Consider the following 13,444-nt stretch of genomic DNA (forward strand, 5'->3'; position numbering starts at 1 on the left):
AATACCTTTAATTGAGCTGCACAATCTTATTAAATCGTAGCCTGACTCAGCTGTCCATTGACCAAACGAGTAATTTGCAATGGATTACTGTCTTTTAATGCATCGGGTAATAACACTTGTGGTGTATTTTGAAAACAGACAGGGCGTAAGAAACGTTCAATTGCACCTGTGCCTACCGAAGTTCCACGGGCATCACTCGTTGCAGGGAACGGACCACCATGCACCATAGCATCAGACACTTCAACTCCTGTCGGGAAGCCATTAAATAGAACACGACCGGCTTTGCCTGTGAGTAAATGAAGAAGTGTACCAGCCTGAGATAATTCAGCGTCATCACCAATAATAGTTGCCGTGAGCTGCCCACCTAAAGCGTCAATTCCTTTTAATAAGGTTGCCTCATCTTCTACAGCAATCACAATGGACAGCGGTCCAAACACTTCATGTTGTAGTTTTGGATTGCCCGATAATAAAACCGATTGATCTGCTTTAAATAGGTGTGCTTTTGCTTGAGAAATAAGCTCAGGTTCTTGCCCTGTTGCAATCACTTCAAAACCAGATTCGCCAGTTAATGCATCAATCCCTTGTCGATAGCTTTTTAAAGTACCTTCATTCAACATGACTTGAGGCACAGCTTTTTGAGTCATTTCACTTAAAGCTGCAACAAAACGATCAAACTCTGGACCTTTCACACCCAAAATTAAACCCGGTTTTGTACAGAATTGGCCACATCCCATATTAAATGAGGCAACCGTTTCTTGAGCGATTTGTTCACCACGTGATGCAAGTGCCTGTGGCAACACAACAACCGGATTAACACTCGACATTTCAGCAAAAAATGGAATTGGCTGAGGACGACTCTGAGCAAGGTTATAAAGTGCCATTCCACCTTCAAGTGAACCTGTAAAACCAGCTGCTTGAATCAATGGATGCTCCACCAAGTTTGCACCAACACGAGATCCAAAAATCATGTTGAATGTACCCTTAGGCATGCCGCAAACTTCAATTGCTTTTTCAATCGCTTCTGCCACAAGCTCGGCAGTCGCCATATGGCCAGAGTGTGCTTTAAACACAACCGGGCAACCTGCTGCTAAAGCCGCTACCGTATCGCCACCCGCTGTTGAAAATGCAAGCGGGAAATTACTTGCGCCAAATACAGCAACCGGACCTACTCCAACTTTGTACTGGCGAAGGTCAACACGCGGTAAAGGTTTACGTTCTGGCAACGCAACATCTATGCGGGCGCCATAAAAATCACCACGTCGTAAAAGTTCAGCAAACAATCTTAATTGACCAGTAACACGACCTGTTTCACCTTGGAGTCGAGCAAGTGGCAAGCCAGTTTCTAAAGATGCAACTTCTTGTAAGTTCGTGCCTAATACTTCAATTTGACGAGCAATTTCTTCTAAAAAAGAAGCACGTTGCTCTTGAGATGTTTGGCTATAGACTAAAAAAGCATTATGCGCAGCTTGAGCAGCTTGATCCACTTCTTCAAGCGTGGCTTGGCTAAATACATAGCCCGTTGGTTGATAGTCTTTTGCATTAATACTTTCTATGCTCGGTGCATTTGCAGCAATACGTTGACCATTAATAAACTGCTGACCATTATTTTTACTCATGTTTCGTCTCCAATACCTGAACACATAAAATTATTGCGGACCTAATGTTGCGATTAGGGCAGCTAAATCGTCATAGTCTGCTTGAGTTAAATCACTCAATGGTGGACGTACAGGACCTGCATCATGCCCAACAATTTTTGCACCTGCTTTAATCATGCTTACCGCATACCCTGATTTACGGTCGCGAATTTTAATAAGCGGCAAGAAGAAATCTTTAATTAAACGATTCGTCGTTACAAAGTCATCGCTACGAAGTGCGTTATAAAATTCCATGGCAGTCTTTGGAATAAAGTTAAATACAGCCGATGAATAAACTGGACAACCCAAAGCTTTATAAGGCGCTGCAAAAACCTCTGCTGTCGGCAGGCCACCTAAATATGACAAACGATCACCAATGGTTTGCGTTACCGCAGTCATCATGTCGATTTGACCAGAACTATCCTTAAAGCCAATTAAGTTTGGGCACATCTCAGTTAATTTCTGAATTGAATCCAGATTTAATCTTGATACGCTACGGTTATAAAAAATTACGCCAAAGTCTACTGAGTTACATACTTGCTTAACGTGTTCGATCAAACCTTCTTGGCTTGCTTCAGTTAAGTAATGTGGCATTAATAGAATGCCATGTGCACCTAAGCGTTCTGCTTCTTTCGCTTGTGCAATCGCTTGTCGTGTCGGACCACCTGCTCCAGCAATAATCGGTACGCTGCCTTTACAAGTATCAACTGCTGTTTTAATCACGTCAGAATATTCATTTCCAGTTAACGAGAAAAACTCACCCGTACCACCCGCAGCAAATAAAGCACTTGCCCCATAAGGTGCTAACCACTCAAGACGTTTTGCATAAGAAGATTTATTGAAGTCCCCATTTTGGTCAAAGTCAGTCACCGGAAAAGAAAGAAGGCCATCAGAAACAATGTTTTTTAACTCAAGAGCATCCATTAGCAAATATCCATACCTATTTGTGTTGTCAGACATCTTACATCATAAATTTTATTTTAATCAATATATTTTCTCGATGAAAACTGAAAATTTTTAAAGAGATAAAACTTTTCTATAAAAACTAAATTAAATTAGACCTAAAGCTTTGTTTTATATTTAAAAGTTAAAAATTATCTAAAATTTATGCACCCGCATAAAAAAGCTGCCCATAAGAGCAGCCATAAAATAAAAACAAGTTTTATTTAAATCTAACGAACCAAACACGGTTTTTTATTATTAAACGACCAGTTTGGAATTAAAAATTGCATCGCATCGGCATCATTACGTGCACCTAAACCTTTAAGTTTATATAACTCATGTGCCTGATTAATGCGATCCCAATCAAGTTCAACCCCAAGCCCTGGTACAGTAGGTACTTGAATTTTACCATCTTTAATTTCAAGCGGTGCTTTAGTCAGCTGATCTGTACCTTCTTGCCAAATCCAGTGTGTATCAATTGCGGTGACTTTGCCTACCGCTGCTGCTGCAACGTGTGTAAACATGGCGAGTGAAATATCAAAGTGATTATTTGAATGAGAGCCCCACGTTAAGTTGTACATATTACAGAGCTGTGAAACTCGAACCGAACCTTCCAATGTCCAAAAATGTGGATCAGCCAAAGGAATATCAACCGCTTGCAACTGAATGCTATGCGACATTTCGCGCCAGTCTGTAGCAATCATATTGGTAGCGGTGGGCAAACCTGTAGCGCGTTTAAATTCAGCCATAATTTCACGGCTTGAATAACCTTGTTCTGCGCCACACGGATCTTCTGCATAAGCTAATACACCTTTAAGATGTTTACCTAAAGCAATAGCTTCATCTAAAAACCATGCCCCATTTGGATCAAGCGTCACACGGGCATCTGGAAAACGGCGTGCAATTGCAGTGACGGCTTCAGCTTCTTGTTCGCCGCTCAACACCCCACCTTTGAGCTTAAAGTCTTTAAAGCCATATCGGTCATAAGATGCTTCAGCTAAACGCTGTACAGCATCGGGTGTTAATGCTTTTTCGTGACGAACTTTGTACCAGTCATGGCTATGCTGAGGTGTTGTCGCATAGTCCAAAGAAGTCTGTTTTTGGTCGCCAATAAAGAATAAATACCCTAAAACCTCAACTTCACTACGTTGCTGCCCTTCACCCAGTAAACTTGCAACATTCACATTTAAATGCTTACCGAGCAGATCAAGTAATGCTGACTCATAGGCAGTCACTACATGAATTGTGGTACGTAAATCAAAGGTTTGGTTCCCTCGTCCACCACTATCGCGATCAGCAAAAGTCTGCTGGATTTTTTTGAGTAAATTCTTATATTCCCCAATAGGTTGCCCTTCCACCAACGCTTTTGCATCATTTAACGTGGCTAGAATTTTTTCTCCACCCGGAATTTCTCCAACACCAATATTTCCAGAGTTATCTTCGATAATAAGTATGTTACGAGTGAAATAAGGTCCATGAGCACCACTCAAATTGAGCAGCATGCTGTCATGTCCAGCAACAGGAATTGCTCGAATTGATTTAACGATAGGTGTAGAGGTCGCCATTAAAATACTCCTTGGCATACTGATATATTTTTCACAAATAAAACTTATAAGACATCATATGACTTGTCAATATAAACTCGCATAAAAATTATTTTTCGGGGCTACTTGCCAAAATAATATTTTTAATCATATGATGTCATACATCTAAAGACGCGGTTTTAGAACTAGGACTATAGAGTAGATACAAAATTCCGTTTTCTCATCTATTCTATCGATGAATTTGACATGACGTCACCTATTTCACGGATATGCAAATAGGTCGATTATTAAAAGAGTTTGTATATGGATAATTTGCAAACAAATATCGCTGTAGTGACTCAGCAAAGAGCTAAACATACGAAAACTCGCTATTACATTTTAGCGATGATTTTTTTGGTGACGGCCTTTAATTACGGTGATCGTGCAACCCTTTCAATGGCTGCAACACCAATGTCTCATGAACTGGGCATCGACTCGGTTACCATGGGATATATCTTCTCGGCCTTTGCATGGGCCTATGTTATTGGTCAAATTCCAGGTGGTTGGTTACTCGATAAGTTCGGTGCTCGCCGTGTATATTTCTGGAGCTTGTTTTTGTGGTCTTTATTCACAGTCTTAATTGGCTTTACCAATATTTTGGGTGATACAGCAACCATCATTACATCTCTATTTATTTTAAGATTTTTAGTTGGATTATCTGAATCACCAGCTTTCCCGGGTAATAGTAAAATTGCTGCTGCATGGTTTCCTACCAAAGAACGTGGAACGGCTGCTGCCATTTTCAACTCATCTTCTTATTTTTCCACTGTACTTTTCGCCCCCCTCATGGGTTGGCTTGTTGCAACCGTACATTGGCAATCTATTTTCTGGGTCATGGGTGGTTTAGGAATTCTACTTTCCTTTATCTGGCTAAAAGTTATTTATAGCCCGACTACCCATCCAACGGTTAACCCAGAAGAAGTGAAATATATTGCTTCAGAAGGTGCATTACTCGACATGGGTGAAAACAGCCAAAATACTAAAAGAGAAAAAATCACATGGAGTAAGGTCAAGCAATTACTTTCTTCACGCATGATGCTCGGTATTTTTATTGGACAATATTGTGTAAATACGCTCACTTATTTTTTCTTGACTTGGTTTCCTGTTTATCTTGTAAAAGAAAGACATCTCAGCATTTTAGAAGCTGGTTTTGCAGCAGTGGCACCTGCACTCTGCGGCTTTGTAGGTGGGATTTTAGGTGGGTTAATTTCGGATAAATTAATTCGCATGAATTACAGCTTAAGCTTTTCAAGAAAACTTCCTATCGTGGTCGGATTCTTGGTTTCAACCTCGATCATTATGTGTAATTACGTTGATTCACAAGCAGCCATCGTGTTCTTTATGTCGTTATCTTTCTTTGGTAAAGGCGTAGGTTCTTTAGGTTGGGCGGTTATGTCTGACGTTGCACCAAAAGAAATGGTCGGACTATCTGGTGGAATGATGAATGCATTTGGTAATACGGCAGGAATCGTCACCCCAATTGTGATCGGATATGTCTTGGCCAGTACTGGTTCTTTTAACCTTGCATTGACTTATGTAGGCGTGCATGCAATTGCAGCTGTCATTTGCTACACCGTTATTGTCGGCAAGATCCAACGCTTCGAGTTAAAACCAACATCTTAAAACTTTAGTGCTATAACGCTTGAAAAAATTAAGCGTTATAGCCCTCTTCAAATGTATACAAGGAATGATCATGCCCAAGCCTATCCTGATAAAAATTAGTCCTCTTGATAATGTCGCCATTGTGGTGAATGATGGCGGGTTGCCACAATCGACACATATTGAAGAATATCAATTGACCTTGGTTGATCATGTACCACAAGGGCATAAAGTTTTATTAGAAGAATTAAAACAGGGCGAAGCAATTATTCGTTATGGCGAAACGATTGGCTATGCCAACAAAGACTTACCCGCAGGCTCATGGGTAAATGAAAATGTGACCGAAATGCCCCAAGCACCTGAACTCGATGATTTAGAACTCGCAACTCGCCCAGATCCGAAGCTTCCTGCTCTTAGCGGATATACATTTAAAGGCTATAAAAATAAAGATGGCAGCGTAGGCACAAAGAATATTTTAGGCATTACCACAAGTGTTAACTGCGTAGAAGGTATTGTCGATTATGTCGTCAAAATTATTGAAAAAGATTTATTACCTAAATATCCAAACGTAGATGGTGTCGTCGGTTTAAATCATTTATATGGATGTGGTGTGGCCATTGATGCACCTGCTGCAATTGTGCCTATTCGTACTATCCATAATCTTGCTCTCAACCCTAATTTTGGTGGAGAGATTATGGTGGTAAGTCTGGGCTGCGAAAAAATGCAACCTGAACGACTCCTAAATATTCCAAAAGAAAACAAATATATTCCCCTAGCAAATGAAGACATTATTCAGTTGCAAGATGAACGCCATAACGGATTTGAAAGTATGGTGAACCATATTTTAGCCGTAGCAGAACAACATCTGGAAAAATTAAACCAGCGTACACGTGAAGAAGTTCCAGCATCTAACTTAGTTGTAGGAATGCAATGTGGTGGGAGTGATGCATTTTCTGGAGTAACCTCAAACCCTGCCGTTGGTTTTGCAGCCGACCTGATTGTGCAATGTGGTGGCACAGTCATGTTTTCCGAAGTTACAGAAGTTCGCGATGGTATTCACCTACTCACCCCACGTGCAGCAAATGAACAAGTTGCCAAAGACTTAATTCGTGAAATGAAATGGTACGACGACTATTTAGCAGCAGGCCAAGTAGATCGAAGTGCCAATACCACGCCGGGCAATAAAAAAGGCGGACTCAATAACATTGTAGAAAAAGCGATGGGATCGATTGCTAAATCTGGTCGTTCGCCAATTGTAGAAGTTCTCTCACCTGGGCAAAGGCCAACTAAAAAAGGATTAATTTTTGCGGCAACACCTTCAAGTGACTTTATCTGCGGTACTCAACAAATGGCATCGGGAATTACGGTCCAAGTCTTTACCACAGGCCGTGGTACACCTTATGGTTTAGCTGCCGTGCCCGTGATTAAAATGGCAAGCCGAAATAATATTGCAAACCGTTGGTACGACCTGATTGATATCAGTGCAGGCGATATCGCTATTGGTAAAAAAACCATTGAGGAAGTGGGCTGGGAGCTGTTTGAACTGATTTTACAAGTGGCTAGTGGCGAACAACAAACGTGGTCGGACCGTTGGGGTATTCATAACTCACTCGCTGTATTTAACCCCGCACCTGTGACCTAACAAGCTTTAAAAGATGAGGATACCCCTCATCTTTTTCACATTTTAGTTATTAATTACGACACATTTCACCAAAACTTACCATCGCTGCTAAAATAACACTGAAAATTAAGAACCTTATTTCTATATGCAAAACCAGACTGTTCCAACACTCCCCTCAACTCAACTTGGAAAAGCACTGCTTTGTCTCATGACATCGGCATTATTGTTTTCCATTATGGGGGTGTGCATTCGTTTTGTTTCACAAACGGTAGACAATGCCACAGTCGTGTTTTTTAGAAATGCGGTGGGTTTATTTATTTTTATTCCTATGCTCTTTAGGCAAGGACTGGACTTTGTTAAGACCGATAAACTCTGGATGCATACTTGGCGAAGTGTTGTGGGGCTCGCTGCAATGTATGGCTTTTTCTATGCCATTGCGAACTTAAAACTATCGAATGCGATGGTTTTTAGCTACTCATCCCCAATCTTTATTCCACTCATTGCATGGCTTTTCTTAAAAGAAAAAATTACTAAATCGATGATTTTTGCTGCTGTGATTGGACTCGTTGGGGTTTTATTTGTTGCTAAACCCGACCAAGGCCTACTCAATGCATTGTCCTTTATTGGTTTAGGTGCATGTTTTTTATCAGCCATGGCCTTTGTAACTGTCAGAGCTTTAACCAGTACAGAACCACCTGAGCGTATTGTTTTTTATTTCTGTATTTTTGGTAGCTTAATTTCATCAATTCCAATGTTCTGGCATTGGCGCATTTTCACTTGGCACGAACTGGCATTACTGGTTGCCGCTGGACTTTTAGCAAACATTAGTCAGCTTTTTATGTCTTATGCGTACAGCTTAGCGCCAGCAGGACAAATTGGCCCAATGAACTACATCGCAATTGTTTTTGCAGGAATTTGGGGATTTATTTTTTGGCATGAATTACCGGATCTGTTTAGTATGATCGGCATATTTATTATTTTATTTGCCATTTTGCTCTGTAATCCATTTTTACAGAAAAAATTATTAACTCGATTTAAGTAACGGACTTAGCTCATTTAATTCATTTGCTGTATTCGATACTCATTCGGTGAAATGCCTGTCCAGTGCCGATAGGCTTTTCTAAAATTAGAGGTATCTGAAAAGCCAATTCTCTCAGCAATTTCATCTATAGATAAAGTCGTCTCTCGCAAATATTCATCCGCAAGACGGCGCCGAGTTTCATCTAACAACTCTTGATAAGTCAAACTAAAACCTGCCAAGCGCCGATGTAAAGTACGTTTTGAAATATGCAACCGCTCAGCCATTTCTTGAGCTGATGGAAAAAGCCCCGTTCCATCCAATAGTATTAAACGAATTGTTTTCACCAACTCAGGCTCTTCAGGTGCAGTAGTGCCTAACATCCGCTCACAAAAAGACTTACACATATCTGCGGTAATCGGGTTGGCATTTGGACAAGGCACATCTAGCCACTTTAAATCAAAGTGCCATTGCATCACTCCTGCATTAAACTGAACGGGACAATGAAAAACTTTTTCGTACTCTTCTGCGTAATCAGGTGCTGGATAAGGCAATAAAAGCTTCTTTGCTTGAAATGGCCCTTCAAGCACACGTTCAATTAAGGTTTGCATTGAGCTAAACCAAAATTCGCACACCAAAGGCAGAAGCTTGCCCAGTGCAATAATGTCCTGCCCTTCAAAAACAGCAGCGTCATCTCGAATATAAAAAGACTTCTTTAAAATAGGGCCTGCAAGCTTAATATGCCGAATTCCAAGCTCTACTGCTTGTCTAAAATTGCGCGAAGAATAGAGTGCATAACTATATACCCCGAAATCTGACAGCCGCTGCTTTTGTCCTGCACGTAGTCCAATTAAGGGATCGTGAGATAAACGTTGAATATTTTGAAATAACTGAATTTTTTGAAGTTGAGAAATATATAAAGAGGATTGATTCATGGTGTCTGGTGAAATATTTGTACCAGATAGAACATCTGGCATTGAATGACCTTGTGAACCCATTTCATCAAATAAACTGCTCAATCCCAGCAAATATGTATTAGAACCTAAGGATGTATTATCATAATTTCCTTCGATAATACTATTTTCATTTTTATAAAGATTATTAGGCATTTAACTTACACCATCCCTAGAGTGACGTGCATAATGGCACTAAATTACCTCTTGTTGTCTCAATTTAACATCGACCATACGACGCTTCAAGCATAAAGTATGATAAGCAAAAGTATGGAAGGAACAATAATGGAACGCTCCACTTTAAAAGAATATAGCGGCTCTGCCACTGAACATATGGAACTTATCTTTTCCAAACAACGTGCCAATTTTGAGGCGGACCCTTACCCAAGCCTTGAAACACGCCGTACAAAACTGCATCAACTCAAAAAACAAATTATTCGTTATCAAGATGCTTTAGCTGCTGCGATTAATTCTGATTTTAGTTCAAGATCACTTGATGAATCTAAGTTACTTGATCTGCTTGGTTCAGTGTTGGAAGCCGATCACGCGATTCATCATTTACGCCGCTGGATGCGTCCAAGTAAACGCCGTACCGAGCTTTTATTTTTATCAAATCGTTTAAGTGTGCAATACCAACCTAAAGGCGTGGTTGGTGTGATTGTGCCATGGAACTTCCCTGTTTATTTAGCACTTGGTCCGCTCATTGCCGCGTTAGCTGCAGGCAACCGAGTCATGATTAAGCTATCTGAAATTACACCGAACACCAATGCAATGCTAAGACGCATGCTCGCCGAAGTCTTTAATGAAGATGAAGTGGCCGTGTTTGGTGAAGAAATTACAGATCCAGCAAGATTTACCTCTTTGCCGTTTAACCACATTGTCTTTACTGGCTCTCCAGCTATTGGCAAAGTGGTCATGCGAGCAGCGGCTGAAAATCTAACGCCAGTTACACTTGAATTAGGCGGTAAATCGCCAGCAATTGTGGGCCGAAACTACCCGCTTGCCGATGCCGCCAAACGTATTACACATGGTAAAGCGACAAACAGTGGGCAAATCTGTGTAGCGCCTGACTATGCGTTGGTTCCTAAAGAAAGTATTGATGAATTTGTTGAAGCCTCTAAAGCAAGCTTTATAAAAATGTTTGGTCAAAACATCACAAACAATGAGAATTACACGTCCATTGTGAATGACCGTCATTTAAAACGTATTCAAGATATTTTGACCGACGCACAAGAAAAAGGTGCACGGATTATTCCTTGTGACACTTACAGCTTTGACCAACAAGGTCGTAGAATGCCTGTACAGATTGTGCTGAATTGCACACCAGATATGCGCATTATGAAAGAAGAACTCTTTGGCCCTATTTTACCTGTGGTTGCATACGATTCTTTAGATGATGCGATTACCTATGTGAAATCGGACGAACGACCTTTAGCGCTTTATTGCTTTACGCATAGCTCAGTAGAACGCGACCGGATTTTACGTGAAACTCATTCGGGTGGTGTGACCATCAATGATTGGGGCTGGCATGTAGTTAACCATGATGCTCCTTTCGGCGGTATCGGCAACTCGGGCATGGGGTCATATCATGGTGAAGAAGGTTTCCGTGAACTTTCTCATGCCAAAACTGTTTTTATACGACATCGGTTTTTCCCGACGCAGCTTTTCCACCCTCCTTATGGAACATTCCTACAAAAATTAGCAATCCGCTTTTTCTTGAAAAAAGGCGATCCAAATATTAAATAAGGATTCAAAAAAAAGCCTCGTTATGAGGCTTTTTTATTAGGTTTTACTTAATCAATGGGACGTAATAGAAAATTATGAAATTTACAGATCTTTATATAAGTATCTTCAAATAACTTTTCCATTTTAGGATTTCCATTATGATAGTCATCCCAAAATACTCCACTAAATTCTTTAGGTTCAATAGCAGTAGTTATGGTATCTTCCTGTTTATAAAATGAAATTTCCCAACCTTCAGGTATACTAGGATTAATTATTTCAAATTTAGAAATTTCTACAATAACAGGGGTACCGTCCGAATCACGGCGAACAGATACCTTTGTTTCATTTCGATATTCATTAAATTGCACCCCAAAACAGATGTATCTATTCCCAATAGTAAAATCGTACAAATTATTATCGTTACACTTAAGTATCATGGGTTTACTATTCCTTTTACTTTGTAATCTTTAGTTTTAAAATCAATTTAATTCATTTTAATATCTATGCCTATATTTAAAATCCTGAAATGCATTTCAGTCCTTATAAAAATTTTCTGAGTAAGTTTATTATTAGAATTTGTAACCCTAATCAAATTATCTTGAACAAAAAATTATAAGTTATTATTTTAAAAATAAAAAGCTAGGTCTCCCTAGCTTCGATATAAAGATTACCACACTCAATTTAAATATAATCAACCTTTTGTGCTTTTAAGATATCAAGCTGCATCATTTTTTTCTTTTTATATTTATAGGCAATAAACAAACCAATAAACCAGATTGGTGAACACTCAAGTGCAATTAAAGTGTCATGATCTAAAGCTAAAATTACGATAGTGAAAACTAAAAACAGCATCGTAAACCATGCCATAAATAATCCACCCGGCATTTTATATTGAGATTGAATATGTAATTCAGGGAATTTTTTACGATAGGAAATATAAGAAAGCACAATCAGCATGAATGTAAAAATACATAAAATTGAAGTGAGTGCTGAAATAATTGTAAACGCAGTCATAACATTTGGAACAATAAATAAAATAGATGTTCCCGCCGTCACACAAGCCATAGAAAACACAAGCCCTCTAATTGGAACCTTACTTTTCGATAATTTGCTAAAGCTTTTAGGTGCATCGTTGTCCAATGCTAGGCCATATAACATACGGCTGGTCGCAAAGATTCCACTATTGGCCGAAGATAGCGCTGAAGTTGCTACAACAAAGTTGATTAAACCCGCCGCAATTGGCAATCCAACCAAAGTAAACATTTCTACAAATGGGCTTTTTTCTGGTGAAACTTTTGCCCAAGATGTGACCGCAATAATACAAACCAATGCACCCACATAGAATAATAAAATACGTAAAGGAATAGAGTTAATGGCTTTTGGAAGTGATTTATGCGGGTCTTTGGTTTCAGCAGCAGTTGTACCCACAAGCTCAATACCCACAAACGCAAATATAGCAATTTGGAAACCAGCCAAGAAACCTGTTACACCATAGGGAAACATAGATTGTGTTTCAAACAAATGGCTAACCGATGCCTTAACACCATTTGGGGAAGTAAATCCGGTACTAATTAAGTAAATACCCGCAAGAATGAACAGAATAATGGCTGTAATTTTGATGAGGGAAAACCAAAACTCGAGTTCACCAAATAGCCGAACGGCTACAAAATTGAGTATGGTTAAGACTGCCAATGAAGTAAATGCAGGAATCCAGACAGGTAAATCGGGATACCAAAACTGCATGTACCCTCCGATCACAATCACGTCTGCAATAGCAGTAATAATCCAGTTACACCAATAGGACCAGCCCAGAAAAAAACCTGCCCACGGACCTAAATAAGCCGTTGCAAAATCGGCGAATGTTTTAAAATTAGTATTCGCCAGCAGCAACTCGCCCATTGCTCGCATTACGAAGAAAAAGAAGAAACCAATAATTAAATAGGTTAATACAATTGAAGTGCCTGAAATGCTTAATGTTTTACCGGAACCCATAAATAATCCAGTCCCGATTGCACCGCCAATCGCAATCATCTGAATATGACGATTGGTTAATGAGCGCTGCAATTTCTCTTCTTCTTGCTCAGTCATATGTTGACTACCAAGAAGATCTCCTTCCAGGAATTGCTTTCCGTTATTCTTACTCATGTAATATTTACTCCAATTTATAGCAACTGTCGTAAATGTTTTAATAATAAATAAATTATATGATTATTAATTTAGTCCACTAAATCATTTTAAAAATATTATTAAATCATTTAAAACCTTATAAATTCCTTTTTAAAAGCTATTACCTATAACAATAAAAATTAATCATAAATCCTTTCCTTCATTATTATATTAGCCTGACCTCTATCAATATAATTTCAGTA

General features: G+C 39.4%; 10 protein-coding genes. 4 read left to right on the forward strand and 6 right to left on the reverse strand.

The window, feature by feature from the left end; all coding sequences use genetic code 11:
• Positions 1-29: 29 nt before the first annotated feature.
• The 3 genes from AC2117_RS12930 to gudD form a co-directional block, all read right to left on the reverse strand.
• Positions 30-1,616, reverse strand: coding sequence for an aldehyde dehydrogenase (NADP(+)) (locus tag AC2117_RS12930; protein ID WP_133974608.1), 1,587 nt, complete (start codon positions 1,614-1,616; stop codon positions 30-32).
• Positions 1,617-1,646: 30 nt separating this feature from the next.
• The gene (gene kdgD, locus AC2117_RS12935) at positions 1,647-2,558 is read right to left on the reverse strand and encodes a 5-dehydro-4-deoxyglucarate dehydratase (protein WP_133974610.1); all 912 of its coding nucleotides are present in this window, start codon (positions 2,556-2,558) and stop codon (positions 1,647-1,649) included.
• Between the two features lie 248 nt (positions 2,559-2,806).
• Positions 2,807-4,141: a glucarate dehydratase gene (gene gudD, locus AC2117_RS12940; protein ID WP_133974612.1), complete on the reverse strand. Its 1,335-nt coding sequence runs from the start codon at positions 4,139-4,141 to the stop codon at positions 2,807-2,809.
• Between the two features lie 282 nt (positions 4,142-4,423).
• On the opposite strand from gudD, the gene AC2117_RS12945 reads away from it, so the two are divergent.
• From AC2117_RS12945 to AC2117_RS12955, 3 genes are all read left to right on the forward strand, one after another.
• Positions 4,424-5,782: an MFS transporter gene (locus AC2117_RS12945; protein WP_133974614.1), complete on the forward strand. Its 1,359-nt coding sequence runs from the start codon at positions 4,424-4,426 to the stop codon at positions 5,780-5,782.
• Positions 5,783-5,852: 70 nt separating this feature from the next.
• Complete coding sequence (gene garD, locus AC2117_RS12950; RefSeq protein ID WP_133974616.1) at positions 5,853-7,400, forward strand: galactarate dehydratase; 1,548 nt, start codon at positions 5,853-5,855, stop codon at positions 7,398-7,400.
• 124 nt (positions 7,401-7,524) lie between these two features.
• Positions 7,525-8,421 (forward strand): DMT family transporter, encoded by an 897-nt coding sequence (locus AC2117_RS12955; protein ID WP_133974618.1) that lies wholly within the window; start codon positions 7,525-7,527, stop codon positions 8,419-8,421.
• 14 nt (positions 8,422-8,435) lie between these two features.
• On the opposite strand, the gene AC2117_RS12960 is transcribed toward AC2117_RS12955, so the two are convergent.
• Positions 8,436-9,506 (reverse strand): AraC family transcriptional regulator, encoded by a 1,071-nt coding sequence (locus tag AC2117_RS12960; RefSeq protein WP_133974620.1) that lies wholly within the window; start codon positions 9,504-9,506, stop codon positions 8,436-8,438.
• A gap of 129 nt (positions 9,507-9,635) precedes the next feature.
• On the opposite strand from AC2117_RS12960, the gene AC2117_RS12965 reads away from it, so the two are divergent.
• On the forward strand, positions 9,636-11,096 hold the full coding sequence (locus AC2117_RS12965; RefSeq protein ID WP_133974621.1) for a coniferyl aldehyde dehydrogenase: 1,461 nt from the start codon (positions 9,636-9,638) through the stop codon (positions 11,094-11,096).
• A gap of 47 nt (positions 11,097-11,143) precedes the next feature.
• Here AC2117_RS12965 and AC2117_RS12970 read toward each other — a convergent pair whose 3' ends face one another.
• Both AC2117_RS12970 and AC2117_RS12975 read right to left on the reverse strand, forming a co-directional pair.
• Positions 11,144-11,512 carry a hypothetical protein gene (locus AC2117_RS12970; RefSeq protein WP_133974623.1) on the reverse strand — a complete coding sequence of 123 codons (369 nt, stop codon included), beginning with the start codon at positions 11,510-11,512 and terminating at the stop codon, positions 11,144-11,146.
• A 244-nt stretch (positions 11,513-11,756) separates the two neighbouring features.
• On the reverse strand, positions 11,757-13,220 hold the full coding sequence (locus AC2117_RS12975) for an amino acid permease (RefSeq protein WP_197730918.1): 1,464 nt from the start codon (positions 13,218-13,220) through the stop codon (positions 11,757-11,759).
• Between the last annotated feature and the right edge of the window lie 224 nt (positions 13,221-13,444).

The organism is Acinetobacter calcoaceticus, from assembly GCF_900520355.1.
Classification (GTDB): domain Bacteria; phylum Pseudomonadota; class Gammaproteobacteria; order Pseudomonadales; family Moraxellaceae; genus Acinetobacter; species Acinetobacter calcoaceticus_C.